The organism is Moorena sp. SIO1G6, assembly GCF_010672795.1.
In the GTDB taxonomy this organism is placed as follows: domain Bacteria; phylum Cyanobacteriota; class Cyanobacteriia; order Cyanobacteriales; family Coleofasciculaceae; genus Moorena; species Moorena producens.
This window is the reverse complement of record NZ_JAAHFZ010000008.1, coordinates 84,610-105,838: the sequence shown is the minus strand read 5'-3', so window position 1 is coordinate 105,838 and position 21,229 is coordinate 84,610. Positions and strand designations below refer to the sequence as shown.

Annotated in this window: 19 protein-coding genes; 4 read left to right on the top strand and 15 right to left on the bottom strand. The window is 44.8% G+C overall.

The genetic code is table 11. The features are described from left to right. Window positions 1–56: 56 nt before the first annotated feature. The 3 genes from F6K63_RS09730 to F6K63_RS09720 all read left to right on the top strand — a co-directional run bounded on the left by F6K63_RS09730 (window position 57) and on the right by F6K63_RS09720 (window position 2,939). Window positions 57–1,508, top strand: a complete 1,452-nt coding sequence (locus tag F6K63_RS09730; RefSeq protein ID WP_202799164.1) for a hemolysin family protein — start codon at window positions 57–59, stop codon at window positions 1,506–1,508. A gap of 52 nt (window positions 1,509–1,560) precedes the next feature. Further along, window positions 1,561–2,247 carry a lecithin retinol acyltransferase family protein gene (locus tag F6K63_RS09725; RefSeq protein WP_008180972.1) on the top strand — a complete coding sequence of 229 codons (687 nt, stop codon included), beginning with the start codon at window positions 1,561–1,563 and terminating at the stop codon, window positions 2,245–2,247. A 272-nt stretch (window positions 2,248–2,519) separates the two neighbouring features. Next, complete coding sequence (locus tag F6K63_RS09720; protein WP_008180968.1) at window positions 2,520–2,939, top strand: hypothetical protein; 420 nt, start codon at window positions 2,520–2,522, stop codon at window positions 2,937–2,939. Window positions 2,940–3,042: 103 nt separating this feature from the next. Here the strand turns inward: F6K63_RS09720 and trpD are convergent, their stop codons facing one another. Continuing rightward, a complete protein-coding gene (gene trpD / locus F6K63_RS09715; protein WP_287311905.1) occupies window positions 3,043–4,083 on the bottom strand; it encodes an anthranilate phosphoribosyltransferase in 1,041 nt (346 codons plus the stop codon). A 67-nt stretch (window positions 4,084–4,150) separates the two neighbouring features. Next, window positions 4,151–4,630 (bottom strand): 2-C-methyl-D-erythritol 2,4-cyclodiphosphate synthase, encoded by a 480-nt coding sequence (gene ispF, locus F6K63_RS09710; protein WP_287311904.1) that lies wholly within the window; start codon window positions 4,628–4,630, stop codon window positions 4,151–4,153. Between the two features lie 237 nt (window positions 4,631–4,867). Between ispF and F6K63_RS09705 the strand changes: the two genes are divergently transcribed. Beyond that, on the top strand, window positions 4,868–5,371 hold the full coding sequence (locus F6K63_RS09705; protein ID WP_287251604.1) for a hypothetical protein: 504 nt from the start codon (window positions 4,868–4,870) through the stop codon (window positions 5,369–5,371). 258 nt (window positions 5,372–5,629) lie between these two features. On the opposite strand, the gene F6K63_RS09700 is transcribed toward F6K63_RS09705, so the two are convergent. The 13 genes from F6K63_RS09700 to F6K63_RS09640 form a co-directional block, all read right to left on the bottom strand. Further along, the gene (locus tag F6K63_RS09700; RefSeq protein WP_287311902.1) at window positions 5,630–7,144 is read right to left on the bottom strand and encodes a glycosyltransferase family 39 protein; all 1,515 of its coding nucleotides are present in this window, start codon (window positions 7,142–7,144) and stop codon (window positions 5,630–5,632) included. 27 nt (window positions 7,145–7,171) lie between these two features. After that, the gene (locus F6K63_RS09695; RefSeq protein WP_287311901.1) at window positions 7,172–8,743 is read right to left on the bottom strand and encodes a glycosyltransferase family 39 protein; all 1,572 of its coding nucleotides are present in this window, start codon (window positions 8,741–8,743) and stop codon (window positions 7,172–7,174) included. A gap of 236 nt (window positions 8,744–8,979) precedes the next feature. Further along, entirely contained in the window at window positions 8,980–9,549 is a 570-nt protein-coding gene (locus F6K63_RS09690; protein ID WP_287311899.1) for a metal-dependent hydrolase, read from the bottom strand. Window positions 9,550–9,799: 250 nt separating this feature from the next. Beyond that, entirely contained in the window at window positions 9,800–10,765 is a 966-nt protein-coding gene (locus tag F6K63_RS09685; RefSeq protein WP_287311896.1) for a lysylphosphatidylglycerol synthase transmembrane domain-containing protein, read from the bottom strand. An 11-nt stretch (window positions 10,766–10,776) separates the two neighbouring features. Then, window positions 10,777–12,207 (bottom strand): rhamnogalacturonan lyase family protein, encoded by a 1,431-nt coding sequence (locus F6K63_RS09680; protein WP_287311895.1) that lies wholly within the window; start codon window positions 12,205–12,207, stop codon window positions 10,777–10,779. Between the two features lie 82 nt (window positions 12,208–12,289). Beyond that, window positions 12,290–13,318: a lysylphosphatidylglycerol synthase transmembrane domain-containing protein gene (locus tag F6K63_RS09675; protein WP_287254263.1), complete on the bottom strand. Its 1,029-nt coding sequence runs from the start codon at window positions 13,316–13,318 to the stop codon at window positions 12,290–12,292. A gap of 73 nt (window positions 13,319–13,391) precedes the next feature. Further along, the gene (locus F6K63_RS09670) at window positions 13,392–15,077 is read right to left on the bottom strand and encodes a glycerol-3-phosphate dehydrogenase/oxidase (RefSeq protein WP_287311892.1); all 1,686 of its coding nucleotides are present in this window, start codon (window positions 15,075–15,077) and stop codon (window positions 13,392–13,394) included. A gap of 99 nt (window positions 15,078–15,176) precedes the next feature. Next, entirely contained in the window at window positions 15,177–15,914 is a 738-nt protein-coding gene (locus F6K63_RS09665) for an acyltransferase (RefSeq protein WP_071103491.1), read from the bottom strand. 50 nt (window positions 15,915–15,964) lie between these two features. Next, a complete protein-coding gene (locus F6K63_RS09660; RefSeq protein WP_071103490.1) occupies window positions 15,965–16,621 on the bottom strand; it encodes a class I SAM-dependent methyltransferase in 657 nt (218 codons plus the stop codon). Window positions 16,622–16,686: 65 nt separating this feature from the next. After that, on the bottom strand, window positions 16,687–17,673 hold the full coding sequence (locus tag F6K63_RS09655) for an NAD-dependent epimerase/dehydratase family protein (protein WP_287311889.1): 987 nt from the start codon (window positions 17,671–17,673) through the stop codon (window positions 16,687–16,689). Between the two features lie 89 nt (window positions 17,674–17,762). Further along, window positions 17,763–18,491 (bottom strand): class I SAM-dependent methyltransferase, encoded by a 729-nt coding sequence (locus F6K63_RS09650; RefSeq protein WP_287311887.1) that lies wholly within the window; start codon window positions 18,489–18,491, stop codon window positions 17,763–17,765. A 30-nt stretch (window positions 18,492–18,521) separates the two neighbouring features. After that, entirely contained in the window at window positions 18,522–19,367 is an 846-nt protein-coding gene (locus F6K63_RS09645) for a hypothetical protein (protein WP_287311885.1), read from the bottom strand. 80 nt (window positions 19,368–19,447) lie between these two features. After that, the gene (locus tag F6K63_RS09640; RefSeq protein WP_071103486.1) at window positions 19,448–21,229 is read right to left on the bottom strand and encodes a glycerol-3-phosphate dehydrogenase/oxidase; all 1,782 of its coding nucleotides are present in this window, start codon (window positions 21,227–21,229) and stop codon (window positions 19,448–19,450) included.

The window sequence follows — 21,229 nt, the reverse complement described above, 5'->3', positions numbered from 1 at the left end:
CAAAAAATGAAAATTATTTGCTTTTACCTTTCACCTTTTCTATGGTTGCCAACCTAATGGTTTTTCTAACAGTGGATGCTTCTATTAGCCTCTCTGAGGGAGAGGTTTTGCTGGGATTGTTATCAGTGCTACTACTGATAGCGATCAATGCTTTTTTTGTTACGGCTGAGTTTTCCATGGTGGCCGTGCGGCGATCGCGGATTAGCCAATTAGTAGATGCGGGTGACGTGCAAGCAAAGACCGTTCAGGCTTTGCAACAGAGCATTGACCGATTACTATCTACAACTCAGTTAGGGATTACCCTCTCGAGCCTTGCTCTGGGATGGATTGGGGAGACTACCATGGCAACCTTGGTAGCAGCTGGGATAGCCAAGCTACCAATAACGCCAGCTCTAACTCCAGTTATTACCCATTCCCTAGCAATCCTGGTGGCATTTTTCCTGATTGCGTATCTACAAATTGTTTTGGGGGAACTTTGCCCCAAATCCCTGGCTTTACTTTACTCAGAACAACTAGCACGGTTTCTTGGACCACCCAGTCTGGTAATTGCCAGGTTTTTTAATCCTTTTATCCAGATTTTGAACCAATCTACCCGCTGGCTCCTGAGGCTGGTGGGTGTTCAATATTCTGGTCAAGGTTGGTATAGCCGTGTAACACCGGAAGAGTTGCAGCTGATTATTACCACTGAACGGGAGTCTATCGGACTGGAAGCAGAAGAGAGAAAACTACTGAAAAATGTGTTTGAGTTTGGGGAGGTAACAGCCGCAGAGGTAATGGTTCCCCGCACCAGTCTTGTGGCTATTTCCCATGCAGCAACCTTCGATATTTTGTTAGAGGAAGTTGCTAAGACTAGTCACTCTCGCTATCCTGTGATTGGGGCATCCCTAGATGACATTCGTGGCATTATCGACTTCAAAAAAATGGCTAAACCTTTATCTAAAGGGAAGCTAGGACTTCAGACACCGATTAAATCCTGGATTTGTCCAGCTAAGTTTGTCCCAGAAACTACCCCATTGAGTGAATTACTGCCGATGATGCAGCGATCGCATTTGGCAATGGTGATGGTGGTGGATGAGTTTGGAGGTACGGCTGGATTAGTCACCCTCAAGGATTTAATTGCTGAAATTATTGGTGATGGACCTGAATCTGACATAAGCGAGGACTTGACTGTACAAATTCTCGACGAGTATACCTTCCTGGTGCAAGCTCAGATGAATATGGAAGAAGTCAACGAACTTTTGGATTTAAACCTACCAGTAATTGATGACTATCATACTTTGGGAGGTTTTTTGCTGGACAAGTTTCAGAAAATTCCTGTACCCGGTGAAACCTTAAATTATGACAATCTAGAATTGACCGTTGTGTCTGCTTCTGGACCGCGCCTAAACCAAATTCGCATAAGCCGCCAGCAGCCACAAGGTAAGAATTCAGTAGATGTTTCCGATTCTGAACAAATGCCGATAATTCCCAGAAAGGATGATGTTTCCTTTGACAATGGAGGGCTTTGATAGTTTTGGTGAATTTTATTTGATTAGCTCTGGATAAAACCAATAGAAAAGAATGGCGCGAGGAGATCAAATTTACGTATTCCAAAAGTTTCTTAACCTTGAGGGGGTTTACCAACATCATGGTATTGACTGTGGAGATGGTAGTGTTATCCACTACCGCAAAAATACTGAAACAATTGAGCGTACTTCTCTGGCTACCTTTGCTCTAGGTGAAACAAAAATTTATGTCAGGCAGTACTCAGTTTGTTTAATTCCAGATGTTGTGATTCGTCGAGCAGAAAGTCGATTAGGGGAAAGACAATATAATCTAATTTTTAATAACTGTGAACACTTTGCTAATTGGTGCAAGACTGGCAAAAGTGAGAGCCAGCAAGTCAAGGATTTTATTCCGGTAATTAGTAATATGAAAATCGAGGGTTTGTACGAAGCTATAAAACAAGCACTTCAGGGAGCAAAGCAAGACGATACAACCCAGTTACTTAACCAAGCATTATCTGATCTCAGGGTGGTTTGGGATGAGATTCAACCTAAGTATAAACAGGAACTTAAAGAAATCAATGTCTGGCAGCAAGTGGCAATTCAAGCTCTTAAAAACAATAGAGAAGACTTAGCCCGTGCGGCTTTGATGCGGAAGCGGAACTATGAGAAAAGCGCGACGGACAAGAAAGCTAAATTAGACCAGTTAGCGAAGATGACAGAAACATTGATTCGCAACCGTATGAACTGGCAACAAACCTAGTGGGTTGGTTAAGTAATCAGAAAGCTACTTTGAGCGGTCAGCTATCAGCTATCAGCTATCAGCTAATAGCTATCAGCTATCAGCTCTCAGTAATCAGCTTTTGAATAAAATAAACTCACGGCTGACGGCTGACGGCTGACCACTGACGGCTGACGGCTGACGGCTGACGGCTGACGGCTGAATGCTTACGTATAGATGATGGGAGGATAGGCAGATATAACTATATATTTGCTTATATACTTACTTTTAGTTGTAAAGATCCAAAAAACTGAATGGAACGTGGTTTACTATGGTTACCTCTGCTAGCAGCATTTTGCTGGCTTGCCTGGTCAGGCTGGAATGAATACCAAAAGATTGAAGCTTATCGCCGCTGGGCTGAACAGTTTGAACGGGCAAAGTATGATATATATGCGGTGCTTGGTCAAAACGGCAGTGACCTGACTTGGGGTAAACCCACTAGAAATAAACCAGTAAATCTAGAAACCTTTTCCCTCAAAGACGTTAAATCAATCAACTTGCTAGTTGATAATCAAGTGGTTGACTTAGAGCAACCACCGGATAAAGGTCGTGCGATCGCATTAGAATTTCAATTCCTCAAACCCATAGATCCAGTCAAAATTCCCTTTACAGAAATTCCTTTGGCAGTGGAGTGGGGAAAATATCTCCAGTCATTCACGCTTAGCGCTGGGTGAAGGCAATAGAGAATAGGCAACTTCGGCTGCTGGACATTGGGTAGCACCCTCCGCCATTGATCCCAGGTTACCCTTACAGGTTAGACCTGGGGATTCTCGTCAGTCAAGCTAAAAACTGCACCAACTGCTCTAACTTCAACCAAGGGGCACCGCTAGCCATAACATCCTTTGCCAGAGCAATCCCTGCTGTGTAGTCTTCGAGAGGTATAACACCAGCGACTTGAAGGGCTAATGAGGCATTTAACGCCACCACATCCTGCTGGGCTGGTGTTCCTTTACCTTGCAAAACATTCCGTAAAATTGCCCCATTTTCCGCTACATCACCGCCTCGTAGGGACTCAGTAGGGGCAGGAGTTAGACCGAGATGTTCCGGATTCAGACTCAAAAGTCGCACCTCACCCCCCGATAGCAGTGCCAAGTCAGTTTGATCGGCTAATCCCGCCTCATCTAATTTTTCCCTACCATGGAGAACTATTGCGTTGGGAGTACCCATCAAACACAACGATCGCGCTAGAGTCTCTACAAACTTGGGAGCATAAACACCGATTACCTGACCGGTGGGACGCAGGGGATTGACCAATGGTCCTAACAAGTTAAACACTGTCCGTACTTTTAGGGTTTGCCGTAACGGTGCCACTGCTTTCATGGCTGGATGCCAACCCCGAGCAAACAGAAAGGTTACCCCTACCTCATCCAGGGCTGCCTGAATCTTGTCTGGTGCTGCTGATAAATTTACTCCTAGGGCTTCGAGTACATCAGCCGAACCCACCTTACTGGAGGTCGAACGATTACCATGCTTAGCCACCAGCACTCCAGCCGCCGCCACCACAAAGGCTACTGCGGTAGAGATATTAAAGGTAGACGCGCCATCCCCACCGGTACCACAGGTATCAATGACGGGTTGGTTGTGTTCAATGGTTGTCTTCTGCAAAGACTGGGATTGTAGCACCTGAGCCATCCCTGCCAATTCGGTAGCCGACACCCCTTTAGCCTGGATAGCTGCCAAAAGTGCGCCAGATAACACAGTGGGAATTTCTTCATTCAACCATCCCTGCATCAGTTGTGATGCCTGGTCACTGGATAACGATTGCCCATCCAACAACTGTTGCAACAAACTGGGCCAGTTAGAAGAGGTTTTAACCATTATTTATAGAAGCAGAGTATTTTATCTAGAAATGCGATCGCAATCACTATTCAATCACTATTTCCGATCAATCTCTAACTAACAACGCTACAGCATAAGCGGCAATTCCCTCTTCACGTCCCACCGGACCCAACTTTTCATTAGTGGTTGCCTTAATGCCAATTTGGTCAGGCTTCAGGTCTAGGACTACACTTAAGCGATCGCGCATGGTCTTAATATGAGGCTTAAGCTTAGGACGCTCCGCCACCACCACCGAATCAATATTGCCAATCCGCCAGCCATGGGATTGGATCAACTGATTCACCTGACTCAACAATACCAAACTATCCGCACCCGCCCATTTTTCGTCAGTTGGGGGGAAATAATGACCAATATCGCCCAAACTCAAGGCTCCCAGCATGGCGTCCATGATGGCGTGAGTCAGGACATCGGCATCACTATGACCGACTAATCCCAATTCATGAGGAATGTCTACACCTCCGATAATCAGACGGCGACCTTTGCCCAATTGATGGATATCGTAACCGTTGCCAATCCGAATAGTCATTTTTTCCACTGAATCCCACGTTAACAGAGCAAGCGATCGAATTTTACCTGCTATCTAAGGCTGCTGCCAAATTCTCTAAATTAGTGAGAATATACCGAGGTTTTTGGTCTGGTTTACCTATATCTTTTCGTCCTCTTAATATTAAGTTTTATTTCGAGATTGGAAATTTATGGAACCTACAGTGTATTTACGGATATCTAGAGAACAAATATCCCAAATATATTACGAGGTTCAACAATGAAAAAAATCGGTTCTACTACTCTACTCATGTTCGCTACACTCTCGGGACTTCTGTTGTTTCCTTCTGAAGTGAAAGCGGATGAGATCAGATACTGTTACAGTGTCCCTCGTTACTACGTTGAGCAGGATGCAGCTAACCATCGTGAAGCTTACGATGATGGTTATCAGGAGGGGCGACGTGATGCCAGCAGGGGTATAGCTTATGAAGAGCGCACCGCAGGGGGCGAGTTTAGTCGTGGCTATCGTCATGGATATTACGGTCGCCGCTACAGAGGTCAACGGCGTCGGGTTCCAGACCGCCGTAAGTACTACAACACCAGGGAGTGTCGTACCTACAACTATAACGATAAGGAGAATATGAAAGATGTTTTGGGCAGGATTTTGCAGCAATTTGAAAGGGATATACGTGCGGATATGAACTGGGACAACAACTCTCAAAGGTACGAGCAAAGGTACGAAGAGAGAAGCCAGGACAGATACTATCAAAGATATCAAAGATAGTTGTTCATGCAACTATTTCCATAACCCAGTCACTATGGTGCTACTACTACCTTATGAAAGCTTTGGGGAGTTGGTTGTGGTACACAATACGTGATTTTCGCTCCCGTTAGCTTTACCAGACCGTAGCCAAACCACTACATCTTTACCACTACCCATTCTTGATTTAATTGCGCTTTGAGTTATTTCAGGAAATTGCGATCGCTAAAAACCGGCAATAACTAGTTCTAGGCTTAGTTCAATAGACAACTGCGGCGAAGTCTACTCCTGAGACGTTTTATCAGCAGAACGTGGTTTAAGCAGAAATATTTCTATCCCATCAATGGGTTTCTCTCGGGTTTTAATCTGAAATTGCTCTTTAACAACAGACCGAAATAGCTTCGACGACTTGACATAAACTAGCCATAAACGAGATTGGGTTGAAGGTAAACTGCTAATCCAACCTTCTATCGCTTGCTGATCGTTTTTTCTAACCGATGGCGGGAGTACATCCTTAATCTCAATACTTGCAGAGCCATGATAGTAATGATTCAATGCCACAGGTATTCTCTGACCAATGGACCAAACAATCACATCACCCGGTTGTTCTTTGGTCGCAATGGTTTCTACTAAACCACGCCAATTTTCTCGATCGAGCACGGTATAGTAACGCTTTAGCCCACCACCAACAGCAATGGCATAGATCAGCGCTATCACCAAGGCACCAATACGCCATCGATGCCAAATGCCGATCCCAGCGGCTGCTAAAAGAATAAATAGGTATGGAGCTGCTAAGAGTAGGTAACGATTGACCCAAAGAGAACGAGAGACTTGGGACACTGAAAAGAACAGAACTAAGGGTAAAAACGCCCAAGCCGCAATCCAACCCAGCTTAGCTGAGCGTGGTTTGTTGAATAGCACAACACCCAGCAAGCAGGTCAACATGACAGAGTAGGCATTGTAAAACCAGTAGATGGCATTGGAATTGGCTCGACCAAAGGGCCAAGCTGTCAAGCGACCTGGCTGCATGATCACATCCAGTACACCAGGACTAGTGCGTCCACCGAGATCACGAACTGATGTACCGGGTACTTTTACACCTCCCATAAATTTGGCGCTCTTAGTTACTAGTGGAAACACCCATGGCAGCCATAAAATACCAATCAGTAACAGTCCGACCCCGAAACGGAACAAAACACGAGGTTGATTGCGATACTTCCAGCCAAACACAACGATGTCTGGGAGCAGCAGCGCTACGTTAAGGGGTGTGCTGATAATTGCCAAGAATCGCAGAGCAGCCCATCCTAATAGTAAGGGAGTAGTTGGACGTTCTAGGGCGTGGGTTAAGATCAGTGTGCCAGCAACACCAAAGAATGTACTCGGTGCGTACATCCGGACTTCTTGGGCATGATGGATAAACAGGGGTGAGAGGGCAACGATTAGGGCAGCAATTAAGCCAGTGGACTCTCCCATTAAGCGCCGACCAAGCCGATAGGTAACAAAAACAGTACCAATACTAAACACAACGCACAATACCCGCAGCCAAGTATCACTACTGCTAACTATCATCCAGACTTGTAGGAGGATGTGATAGAGGGGGCGTGTATCACTAAAGACTCGGTCTAGGTGCTTGGCACGATGAATACTAATGAGTTCATCAACCCATAGGCTTTCTGTACCAAGTTGATAGAGGTACAATCCAGTCGCTAATAGTAAGATTAAGGTAATGGGCATCCATTGTCGGAACCAATTTCCTCCCTCTAGGAGCGCTGCTGTTTTGTGGTTGTTGGCGTTCATGCTCTCTAATAATCAAAGCCCTAGAGCTTAGACTGATGTTGATTCGTTTTTGATATCAGTAGGATTTGAAGAATCAGTAGAATTGAGAGAATTGGGTATGACCAGAAATAGATGCATTAAATCATTCTGTCTATAAAAGTTCTCGTTAGTAAATTCTTGGTGTGTTTCCAGCTGGAAATGTTCTTTGAAAACAGTGCGAAACTTTTGTTCGTCAAAACCTGTGCCGCATAGTAGCCAGAGCCGCGAGGGAATAGGTGGCAAGTTATTAAGTGCTTCCTCTACGACTGGCTTTTTGACTCGATCAGAAGGACAAAGTTTCCTGAGGGAATAGATCGGGGCATCTCCACTATAGTAATGACCCAGCGCTGAGGTCATTTTTCGCGAACCTATGGATAACACGATGGTATCACCAGGTTTTTCACCAATGCTAATCGTTTGCGCTACATTTCGCCAATCTTGGCGATCCTGCACGGTGTAATAGCGTATTAGCCCACTGCTAACGGTAATGGTATAGATAATTGCTACTGCGATCGCAAAAATCCGTTTCCAACGCCACAATCCCATCAAGCCAGCGGCCAGAATAATCAAAATGTATGGGGATAAAAACAGTATGTAACGGTCTATCCATAATCGCTTAGAAACTAAAAAAATCATCCCTGATGGTATAAACGCCCAAGCAGCAATCAAACACAGGCGTGGTTTGTGGTTTTTGTGGATTAAGGCAATACCGACCAAGCCAGCTAATAGTATACTGTAGGCTTGATAAAACAAGCTACTCAGCTTCGATGTGGAAGGAAACGGAAAGGCAGTAAAGTTCTTTAACTTACGTAAAACATCCACAAAACTGGGAAATGAGTGTCGAGTAGCCGATGGATCAATTTTGGCGATCAGATTAAGGGCATTGCTTAGGAAGGGAAGGGTTGCAGAAACTAGGGTGAACAAAGACGGTAACCACAACAGGATCACCAGCAACAGCCATTTGCCGAAAGCTAATAATGTAGCCCGTTGCTTGCGAAACCGAAACCATACCAACCAGATGTCAGCGAAGAGCAGGGTGGCATTGAGTGGCGCAGTTAGGGTTACCAACAGTCGTAGGCTAGCCCACCAAGCCATTGAGGTGGTAGTAGGATTCTCAAGAGCATTCACTAGCGCTATGGTACCACCTAGACCGAGACAAGTGCCTAGGGTGTACATACGAACCATTTGGGCAAAATTGATGAACAGGGGCGATAGAGCCAAGAGGAGGGCAGCAATCAAGCCCGTTGGCTTTCCCCCTACACGACGACCAAGCTGGTAAGTTAGAAATACACTGCCCAATCCAAACAAGACAGACAACCCCCGCAACCAAGCATCGCTGGTGCCAAACTGCATCCACAGCCACAGGAGGATGTAATACACTGGGCGCATTAGACCCAGATGGCCTGGTAAGCCTTTGGCATCATTAACACTGTAGAGTTCATCCACCCACAGGCTCTCTGTGCCGAGTTGATAGAAATACAACCCAGCCGCCAATAGCAAAATTAAGGCGATGGGAATCGATTGCCAAAGCCAATCTGCTTGGATTGAGGTTTCTGTCGAATTAAGTTTTTCTGCTTTCATGCACCTGACCAACCTTATCTAGAATCAGTAATTAAGAACCACCGTGATCAGACCAGGGTTCATCATGGCTGGGGAAAGATGGTTTATCGCCATCAACAAAGAACAATTAACCTCTTGCCAAACTAAATTGGAACACACGGCCATGTTACTTATCAGCCTTTTTTGAGACATTTATGAAAAAGATCTATTATTGTCTCCATCACCTGATCACCTGATCACCCCATCACCCTTGGCCTCTATCTTGCCAATGGTTTTCTGCCGTCAGTTTTCCCAAACCCATACCATGCAAGTCCTAGCAAGGGTGTAAGTACTACGATTTCCCAAAGTATTCCCAAGACGTTGGTAATACTCAGGATGGTGCGCACCATACCCAATTCTGGATTAAAATAATCAAATCGGGCAAAGATGGTAATGGGTGAAATAAAATACTCTAGGGAAAAAGGCCAGAGTGCCTGGACTCCGAAAGGTGCTGTTGGGTCAGCTACTAGCATATCCAAGATGATATGGCTGCCATAAACTAGAGCTGCCCAAATTCCCCACCGGAGCCGATTTAACCTCCAACGCCCCACTAGCCAAGCAACGAAGATGCCAATTACGGCGGCTACTATCAAGCTGTGGGTGGCCTGACGGTGAAAAGCTCCTGGATTTCCCAGCAGCAGCAATCCAGGCAGAATGTCTATGTCTGGCAAATTCGTTAGCAATACTGAACCTAACAACAGCCGAGTTTCCTGATGCCAAGCTATATGAGGGCGTGCCAGAACAAATCCACAAATACCGGCAAATGTGTGTCCTACTGGTGATGGCATTTGATTAATTGGTAATTGGTAATTGGTAATTGGTAATTGGTAATTTATATTTGGTAATTGGTAATTTATATTTGGTAATTGGTAATTGGTAATTTATATTTGGTAATTGGTAATTTATATTTGGTAATTGGTAATTTATATTTGGTAATTGGTAATTACTATGACTATTGTTTATTGATCACCATTACAGCTGATTACCTGATCATCCGATTACCTGATCACGACCTTACCTGAGCTGAGTTAATCGCCTTTACTTGCGCAAAGCATACACAATTCCCCCCAGCAGCCCCTGAATGATCACGATTCCGTAAGCCAGCCAAGCAAAGGCAATGGCTTCGGGTCTGGCAAGATTATAGTCGTAAGCCCCAAAAAAGAAGACAAACGCATTTTCACGGATACCAATGGCGTTGATCGATACAGGCAACACCATGATCAAGGAGACTAGGGGAATGATGACAAAGAAACTAAGAAGGGGAACCGGTAAATCCAGGGCCTTTGCAATTAGGTAATAATGACCGATGACACTGATTTGCACCATCAGTGATAACCCCATAGACATAGCCAAGGCATGTTTGCGGTTACCAAAGGCAAGGAAAGCTTTAATAATATTCAATACCTTGTTTTTTATGGGGTGCCAAAAGGGTAGTTTTATCTTGCTAATAAAGCTTGAAATCTTCTGAGAGGGTATGAAAATCATCGAGAGTATCAGCATAATTACTGCCGTACCTAGCATCACCCACAGGTTAAGTAATGGTAACTGGGCGATCAATGTCTGAGAGAAAAACAGCGCCCCGAGGCCAAACAGCATCAAACCCAGTAAACCGAGGAAACGATCCAAAAACACAGTGGCTAGTGCGACTGACTTGCTCGTTCCCAACCGCCAGGCATCATAAGCCCTAACAGCATCCCCACCAATGGTGGAGGGCAAAAAATTACTGAAGAATATGCTGACCATGTAGGACTTATACAAGTAAGGGATGGTAGCTTTCACATTCTGAGCTAAAAGCAGTACTCGCCACCGATGAGCTCTGATGTAGTAACTGGCTAAGTAGACCACAAACGCTGCCATTAACAGAGGAATGTTGGCAGAACTCACAGCTAGGAAAATGTCGGGCAGATTGGTCTTGCGCAACGCCCAAGACAGTAGCGCTATGGAAACGCCGCATTTAATGATCGTAAGAATCAATTTTTTCCTAGCAGCTAACTTTTTTTCCATGGTTTTTAAGTTTATGGACTGTAGTAGTTCCAAGTCATCTTACTGCGGCGGTAGTGGTTTTGAATCCATAGCCGTGGGCGATCAAGATTGGGATTTGGTTCGGGGTTGCTGTAGATGTCCAGCTGATTCCCATTGAGAACCATCAATTCTTCCCGCCAATCCCCAGACACATCAGCAACGTAAAGTCGATCTGCCTGTTCTTTGAACCGATGGAGAAATTTCCCACTCAGGCCATCAAAAATCCCGACGTCTCCTGATTTATGGCGCTCTTTGACAGCCACTAATTGCCTCGACTCTCCTGTCCAATCAATCGGGAAGATCACCTCTACACCTTTGTCTGTCCATCCCTTGGGAGCAACATCATCCATTTGATAGTCAGCAATCAGTTGACCTTGGGCATCAAAGACAAAGGGTTTCTGGTGTTTCGGGTAACGGCTGCGGCACCACACTTCTAATCCCGGTCGTTGGGGGTCAAAATCACCAATGGCAGCATTTTGTGGTTCTTGATGCTTGTAGTGGGTTTTCCAAATGACGCGATCGCGGTTATAAAGGAAAACCCGATTGCCACCGTTCTCTTCCAGAGCTACTACCTCTAATCCTGGGATGTCTGGACGCACATCAGCCACAAACAGGGAGTCAATATGACCTTTTACTGGAATTCGCACCAGTAGCTCTCCTAATGGTGATATTATTGTCCCACCCAAAACCTCATCTTTGCCATCTCCGTCGAGATCTGCCACCCGTGCCCCATTGTGAGCATTGGCAAGGAAATCATCTCGAGTCCACAAAGGTTCAAGGTTTTCACCTTTGAGTAGGTTGTCTAGGGGATAGGCTGCTAGATAACGACCCCTACGGTATCCTTCAGCATTAGTGGCCTGAAGTAGTAAATCGCGATCGCCTTTACCCCGGAAATTGGCTACTACTAAGTGCTCCCAACGTTCTGTACCTGGTGGAGATTCTATTGTTATACTTCCCTTGCTCTGTCCGTTGTCACCTTGGATAATATGAATAGTATTGTCTTTGGTTAAAAACAAGACCTCCGTCTTCTGATCCCCATCCACGTCAGCTGCTTGGACACCCGACCCATGCAATCCAGGTAGTCCCTGGTACTCAGATTTTCCAGTTACCTGGAGGTTGATCTCCCTACCCCAGAGCTTTTGCCCAGAATGACTGTAAACTGCGATCTGACCGGGCTTGGTAATAATAAAGTCTTTCTTGCCATCATCATCTACATCCGCCGTAATCAAACCACCTGATCTATCGTCTTCAGCAGGTAAATCTAATTGGATAGTCTGAGGATTGATGGTGGAATAGGGTAAATCAACGCCCTTGCTATTCCATTTTGCTGCACATCCCCAGTTGAATGCACTACAAACGCTCAAAAACAAGGCTATTTTAGAGGTAACATGCTGGAAACCCATTTTGGGCGATTGCTTTGACATTTCCCTATTTTATCAAACTATTCTCTCTCAAACTATTCTCAAAGTAGCCATCAAACGTAGCCATCAAAAAGACTATTTATAACTAATCTTTAGACTGTTTACTGTAACTCCTCTCAATCTCCTTAGATAATTCTCTTGCTGTTGAATTTTCGAACCTGACTAAGGGATAAAGCAAACCACCAATCCCAGCATCAATAAATGTCTTTAATCGCATCAACAAGGTTGTCGAAATTGCTACAGCAGGGTTGACACCAAAAAGACCGAGAGTAAAAGTATAGGCAAATTCCGTTAAGCCAATACCACCAATAGAAAATGGTAGATTCATGATGAACATGATCACAGGAACCGCCACTAGGGTGCTTATAAAGTTAATTTCAGCATTAAATGTCAAGGCGCTAACCCAGACATTGATTACAGACAAAAAATAAAAAATTAACGAGTTGACTAACGCCCATACAAGCGCTCCTGAATCATCCTTGTAAAGCAGTACAGCATTGCGAAATTTTTCAATCTTACTAAATATTTTTTTGAAAATAGGCAGTCGTTCTCCAAAAATTTTCTGGGAGAGATTGAAGGGACGATCATCAACAATTAACCAGCATATAAAGCCTAATCCAAGGATACCAATACTAAGGGAAATTGTGAGCCAAGGGATATTAAAGACCTGCAAGTTAACGATTACTGCAATTAGTGCCAGCATCACTAGGGTCGCTAAACCGCTGAAACGTTCTACAAATACGACAGCTGCAGCATCAGCATAACGTCCTGTGTAACGCCCTAGCTCATGTATTCTAATCACATCTCCGCCGATGCTGCTGGGTAGGATTAGACTAAAGAACTTACCAATTACGTAGTAAGCATAGAGCCGCCATAGACCGACTGAAAGTCCACAAGAGCGAGAGAGAAAGTACCACTTGACTGAGCTGGCAAAATCAAGTATCGGTAAGATCACAATTGATGCCAACAGAAAATTCAGTTTGGTATGGGCAAAGGTATCAAATAAGTTCCGCCATCCTTGAAGCGTTAACAATCCTGCTTTGTGAAAAACATAAACTAGCAGAGCGGTTGTTACCGCAATTCTCAAGAAGCGAAGTATCGAGCTTTTTCCCATTTAACCCTCATTTGTTCTATCAATCTTTCTACCCTCTGACCAGCATCTAGTTAAGACTTAACTAAGACTATAATTAAGGTTGGCATACCACTTCTGTCTTGGGACGGATAATGTAGGAATCTACCACGTTGCGCAGCTCAGCTTCTGTGTAGGCTTCATTCCAGCCAAGTTCACGAGCCATCAGTTGAGCACATAGGCGAAGGGGCTCGTCACCTAGATAGCCTGCAGAGCCGAGATCAGTCCGCCGAAAAACAACATCGACCAATTTCTCAGCCATCTCTTCACGAACCCCGTGTATAACTTCCGCTTGGATGACATCGCTGTTTGGTAGTACTTGTGCCCATGCCGGATTTTCGTCTAAGTAACGTAATATGTGCTGATAAGCTGAACCGTACTTTCGCACAAGATTGCGCACTACCTCAGGACTCAACTGATCTGACTCTTGCTCAATGGCCTGATTCATGAACAAATCAAGATATTCAATATCTCCACCCCACAAAGGAGTATTCTTTGTACGTGGTAATGGTGATACTTGTCCGAGCTTCCGAAAGACCAGATCTATTGTTTTTTGAGCCACATCACGGGAGGTTGTGTATTTGACACCAACCACACTAACAAGACCTTCAAGACCATCTTCCGTGGCATGATCCAAAATGCGGTAATGCTTCATAGGTGCCGCTGAACCTTCTCGATCCGCTGGTATGATACCCCACAACACATGATGTACATCTTCACGGCGCAGCTTTCCTTCGGGATAACCCTCGTTAATCAGCTCAATATAGGTTTGAATTTCTTCCTCAGAGATTGAAACACGTTCGGGATCATCCTCGCAGGGCAAGTGCAAAGACCCCACCAATGAATAACCACGCCACGGAATTGCAAAGGCAAGACTTGACTTTTTATTGACTATAGCCTGGGGATCGCGGTACATCGGTTTGATGGGGAATACTACCGCATGATCTTTAGTAAGCGGACGTGTAATGAAACTAAAGGCTTTGGAAGCATGAAGATCGTAGTCCTTGAATTGTTCTCTAGAAAGATTCAAGGTTTTTACAATCCACGGACCGCAAGCGTTTAATACTGTTTTTGCACGAACTTTAATTGTTTGTCCACTAATTAAATCTTTAGCTTCGACACCGACAACAACATTGTCAGATTGAATAAATTCCACAACTTCGACATAATTAGCTATTTCTGCACCGCGCTCAGAGGCAGATAAAAGATACGACAGCAATAATCGCTCAGTATTGTGGATTTGTCCTTCATACCAAATCGCACCACCGGTAAGCTGATCGGGATCTAAGCTGGACCACATCTTCAAGACTTCTTGCTTGGAAAGAATTTGGCAGTTGGGTATGCATCGAGCTGAATCCTTAACCCGCCTTTGATCCCTACTCAATAGATCATAGATGGCAAAATACAGGGTCATGGTTTCTAATCCTTTGATGCCGTGCCCGTAAATTGGCAAGAGGTAAGGCTGCACATCTATCAAGTGGGGGGCGATCTGCATGAGTGTAGCACGTTCGCTAATGGATTCTCTCATCCGCTTAAAGTCAGCGTGCTGTAAATATCTAACCCCACTGTGAGCAATTTTGGCACTATTAGAAGAAGTAGCTCCTCCAAAATCCGCCCGTTCCAGGAGGGCAACTTTAAGACCACGAAGCGTAGCGTCCCAGGCAGATGCAGCGCCGTTGATTCCACCACCAACAATCAGGAGGTCGTATTCTTGTTGTGCTAATTTTTGAATGTTTCGCTTCATGTTAAACCTTAAAATATAGTGATTTTAATAAAAAATAGTTACTTCAAGTTCTGTTGGTTAATGGATCAGGTCTGAAGCTATCTAAAAGACAACAAACTTTTATGAGCAAACTTGTTCTCTTACTTTGGCAGGAACACCCATGGCCACTACACCAGCGGGAAGATCCTTAGTCACTACTGCTCCTGCCCCTACTACAGTGCGATCGCCAATGGATAGACCATCCAAAACCACAGCTTTAGTACCCAACCAACAGCCCTCCCCAATTAAGGTTGGTCCGTTCGTATAGCTACTTTGCTCTGCTAAGGGGACTTCGGACTTGTAATCATATCTACCGCCGCTCAAGATACAGTTGTATGCTGCTATCATTGTCCCTTTGCCAATTTTCACTAGACATTTGGAGTAGATTTGGCAATTGGCTCCAATATTGACCTGAGGTTGGATTTCAATATCCCCATCTTTGCAATAGATAATGGAATTGCGACCAACAAACACCCCATCCCCAAGGGAAATGCCTGAATTCGACTGCCCTTTGGCATCCAATACGCAGTTGTCGTCAATAATCACATTCTCACCAATCCGAATTTTGTGGGGATGACGGAGGGTTACCCCCCGTCCAAAGACCACCTTCGACCCCACCTCTCCCAAAATCAGGGGATAAAACTTGCTCCGCAGATAGAGCCCTAATGCTCCAGGCAAGTTCATCAAAAAGAAGGTAATTATTTCATACTTTAGGAAGCTCAGCAGTTCGGTCTTCCCCACGACCAATGCTGCATACTGTTGCCAGCGGGGAATTTTACCCTTACTGACTTCCTTAACCTTGAAATTACCCTGTTCCATCTCAATGAAATCCTGATTTTTAGCAACAACTGATTACAGCAAAATACTCTTTATTTACTACATTCGAGTAGCATCAAACCAGTAAACACTTTGTTATGATCCATAAATTTATTAACGGTCGTGATTTCACCAACAAGTTGTAATTCAGCTTCTGCTACCAGAGCCTTCATTTCTTTAGTGGTATAGTATTTAACGTGGCTTTTTTCAAAGTATCGCCGCCCCCGGTCTTGCAGCCAGATGGGAAAGGAGACATCTCTGGCTGAATCTAAAATTACAATCGAACCATCGTCTTTCAGAACTCGCTTCATCTCTGATAAAGCACGGACGGGGTTTTGATAATGATGAATAGAAAAGGTACAGATAATCGAGCTAAAGGATTGATCTTGATAGGGTATTTCCTCAGAATTAGCAACCTGGAACTCTATAGTTTGATTTTGCCCATTCCGAGTTTGAGCTAGGGCATTCTCGATCATCTTTGGAGAGATGTCGATGCCACAGGCTTTACCTGATTTGAGCTGTTTGGCAGCTTCCCTAACAGCCCAACCAGTACCGCAACCTACGTCCAAAAAGCTATCTCTTTCTGGAAGTTTTAGCTTGGACATGGCCATGGATTGGTAAAATGTGAACCAAGAGGAAATCCGGTCTTCACTGTATGAATTCGCCCACTCATCAAAACGGGCTGCTGCCTGCTGGCTATGACTGTTCATGTTTAATTTCTCTTTAATTTGTCCAAATTTGGTAAGTTACGCACACTGAAAGGTTTCTGCTACTTTCAAATGATGCCCTTTTCCCGATACCATTTAGCTGTTCGTACTAATCCGGTTGGAAGATCTACTTTAGGTTGGTAACCGAGATCCTGCTTAGCCTTTTCAATACTGAAGGCACGATTCTGCCGGAACCAATCGACCCGTCGCCGAAACAGAGGGGGATCGACTCCTGGGAAAGGCTTGTACACCATCTCGGTGGCAAAGGCAACTGTCCAAAGGGGCCAGAAGGGCAGATGGATCAGGTTTAGTTTAAGGTCAAGGGCTTTTGCGATCGCAGTAACCAAGTCATTGAGACTATGGTAGTTTTCATCAGCGATCAGGTATACCTCCCCGTTGCCTTTATCTGAATCCGCAGCCAGTTCAAAAGCATCGACTAGATTATCGATATACAAGGGGTGGTAATGAGACAGACCATCGCCAAACATTAAGAAGCGTCCCTTATTCACCCGCTTGAACAGGATTGAAAACCGTTCCGGATCCCCGGGTCCGTAGATAGCGGCAGGTCTAAGGCTTACCACCTTTAACCCCTTCTCTACGAATTCAGGAATGATTTTTTCCCCTTCATATTTGGTGTATTGATAGTAATCCGCAGGGGCAATGGGCGCATCTTCACCAGCCGGTGTTTGCTTCACATCTCCGTGAACCCCACAGGTGCTACAGTATACAAACTTCTGCACCCCATACTTTAGAGCAGCCTCCAATAGGTAGCGTGTTCCCTCCACATTCACATTCCAGTACACTGACTGGGGAAGGTTTACCTGGCGAAATGCTGCTGCTAAGTGGTGAACCACATCACAACCTTGGGTCACCTTGTCTACAATATCGCGGTCAGCAACGCTACCCAGGTGAATTTCTGCTCCTAGTTCCTTGAGTTGATCAAAAAACAGACCTGGTTTATTGTCAAGGACAACAAGATCATGACCTTTTTGTATTAGGCGGCGTGTCAGATGGCTACCTGTAAAACCTGTGCCCCCTGTTACTAATATTCTCACGGTGTTCCTCCAATCAATCTACTTTAAAATGGTCAATTGTTAGTTTGGTGTGGGTATTTCCTTTTTATCGCTCATTTTGCGAATGCTCATCAGGTTTTATTGAGCTTCAAAATCACTGGTGATCCAAATACATAGGTTAGTCCTGATAGTTTTAATAATTGTTCCATAACTGATGACAGTAATGGAGATTTTAAAGCCCGATGAAGTACCATAGGCACAAAGAATTGGGGATAGCGCTCAGCTTTGCTCAGACCAATAGATTTTAAAAATTCTAGAAGTTCATGTTCCTTATAACAGACAAACTCTCGTGTATTTCCTTCCAACCCTTTCTTGAACTTAAATAGATAGGGGGCAATAGCATTTACGCTCCTCACTGTAGGATAGTCTAGGATGACGGCTTGCTTTGCTACTCGATTTAGTTCTGTTAAAAAAGACTGCCATTGAGTGACATGAGCCAGGAATCGATAGCTGATCACAACATCAAAAGCTCCGTCTGGGTAAGGCAGATCCAAAACATTGCCCACCTTGAAGGAACAAAGATTAGCATCAAGAAAATTCTGAATCCTCCCTTTACAGACATCTGCACTACCAAGCACAGTGAGTTGATAACCATTTTGAATCAGAGCCCCGGTGAGTTGACCATGTCCTCCTCCCACATCAAGGATGGTGGCTTTAGGATAAGGAGTCAGCATTTTCAAGGTTGCGTCTTCCTGGACTTTCAGTAGCCAAGCCCCAATTTCTCCGGCAAAACGGGAGGCATAATCATCAGAAGATGTTTCGATATCGGCTGTTTCGGTAAAATCACCTGTAGAAACCACTGTTAAATTCCTTTAGTCATTTGTTTATTTTTAATTGCTATTTTTTCTAGACCGAATTGCTAATTGGTTACGAATAAATCGCCAGGGGTTTTCTAGAGAACCATACCCCTGAATAGGTGTCAGGGGATTGAGTAGCATTTCCTTGATATCTTTTCCTGGTTCTTCATTACTCAAGGAACCCTGGATAGTAAATCCAAAACTTCCAGGACGACAAGATTCAGAAGCCAAAGGAAGTGGATCGCTTCCTGGTAATATCCGCCATCCTTTTTTCTCTGCTTGTTTGAACAAAACTGGTCGTGACCAGAATACAGGACGTCCACCATTGTCTCCTAGAAAAAGCTTGGGAAAATTATTGTCTTCCAAGAGCTTATTTAATAGTTTTCCCCGATTTCCGAGCCATTTACCAACTCCCCAGGGAAGTATAGGGATTCCCCCAGCGGCAAGGATTGCTTTAATGGTTACGTCTAAGGGTAAACCATCTTCAAGGTTTTGGTCAGTGATCAACGCTAATACTTCCAGGTTTTCCGCTGTCACAATTTGGCGACCAGCAATTAAGAACATTCCTTGCCCTAAGGCGTTACAGGTATATAAGGATAAATCTTCCTGGGTACGGTGGAACATCCAAGGTTTTCCCTGGCTTACCCTAGACTGATTATTGTTTTGAGCTAAATCAGCTAACTTTTTATACCATTTTTGATGCTCTATTTCTGTCAACAATAATACAGCCTGAAAATTTTCTCTATCACCTGCTTGACCAGAAAATCGCTGAAAATTTACCCAAGCTGAGGTCAGCAGTTGATCGATATCAAAACAGTCATGAAGGTGAACGTGACCATCAATCAGGATTAATTGATGCTTTTGAGCGGTAGCTACCATGGATTTCTCTTAGAACTTCCCTGATTTCCATAAACTGGTGCTGTTTCAAGCGGATTCAGCTAAAATCTTGCACTAAAACCTCAAAGGATCTTCTGGGCTAAACTCACTGGACCGTTAAGGGTGTCAATTCCAATACTTTTCTCCTGACTTAATACACCTCCAACATTAAAAATGTGATTAACCTTGTCTAACTCTAGCTCTATTTGTGACTGACTCCATCCTAATTCTGCCCCCATCACCTCAGCACAGGTTCTGAGCGCCTCGTTTCCGGGATGACCAGCACTACCCAGTTCTGTCCGCCGGAACACCACATCACCTAATGTTTGAGCCATTTCCTCAACAACCCCATACAAGACTTCAGCTTTGAATACAGCTAAATCATCAGTAGGTGTACAGGAGTGATCTGATCCTCGCTCCAAATATAGCAGTACATCTTGATAGGCACTACCGTAGTTATACACGAGGCGGCGCATTACCTCCTGCCCCAGTCCATAGGGTTGCTTAAGGATTTCCGTCTGCAAAAACACTTCAAATTGTTCGATGTGTCCACCGTAAATTGGTGTAACTGATGACAGGGAGTTGGGAGGCTTTTGGCCCCATGACCGAAATACCTGGTCAACGACTTTCTCAGCCACATCTCTGGCAGTGGTATATTTCACCCCAACCACTGAGATCAATCCTGGCAATTCTTCTTTGACATGATCGAAGAGTTGATAGTGTTTAGCCAGTTGTGGCTCTCCGGTCTCAGTAATGCCAGTTCTAGGAAGCAAGCCACCATGGACGAAAGCTACATCTGCTTGGTTGAGTTTAACCGATGGCCATGCTTGGTTGATGTCATCGAGTAGCTGTTGAATATCCTGTTCAGTAATATTGAGGTTATCCGGGTCTTGATCCCAAACAGCATATGATGTTCCTACCAGGGATTTACCACGCCAGGGCGCAATAAATAGTAAGCGAGACCCCTTGTTAACTATGGCATCGGAGTCACGATAGGGGTTATGAGTGGAAATACCCACAGCATAGGTTTGGCAGAGGGGACGGCGAATCACCAGGTTCATGGCTTTGGCCAGGGGAACTCTGGGTTGCGGCTGGGGTTGCGGCTGGGGTTGCGGCTGGGGTTGCGGCTGGGGTTGGTTTAGTAAACTTAACACCCGATTTATCCATGGTCCGCTGGTGTTGACCACAGTCTTGGCGCAGATGTCGAATTGATTCCCACTTAACACATCTTGCCCCTGAATACCCGTGACCCGATTTCCAGCTTGAAGAAATCCAGTCACTTCGACGTAGTTAGCCACCACTGCGCCAGCTTGCTCAGCTGAGCGTAGAAAAGAGAGGGTCAACCGTTCAGAGTTGTAGACCTGAGCATCATAAAAGACTGCTGCTCCAGTTAGCCCCTGGTGGGGAATTCCTGGAAGCAGCTGCTGACACTCTTGCTTAGAGATGACCCGACCATTGGATATGTGTTTTTGGGGATCGAGTTGGCGATTGCGATCGCAACTGATCAGGTCATTGATAGCAAGTGCCACAGATAGCACTTCTTTTCCCTTCATCCCATGGCCGTAGGTGGGAATCAACACTGGTAATGGATGAACTAAGTGAGGCGCAATCCGCATTAAACTGGTGCGTTCATGAATGGATTCACGCATCCGTTTAAGGTCAGCATGCTGGAGATACCGTAATCCCCCGTGGATGGTCTTCAAACTGTTAGCAGAGGTAGCCCCACCGAAATCAGCTTTTTCCACCAACGCCACTGACAATCCCCTGAGGCTTGCTTCCCAAGCTACGCAAGCTCCATAGATCCCACCACCGATCACTACTAGGTCGTAAGAGTTTCTGGCTAACTCTACTAGGTTCCTTCTCAT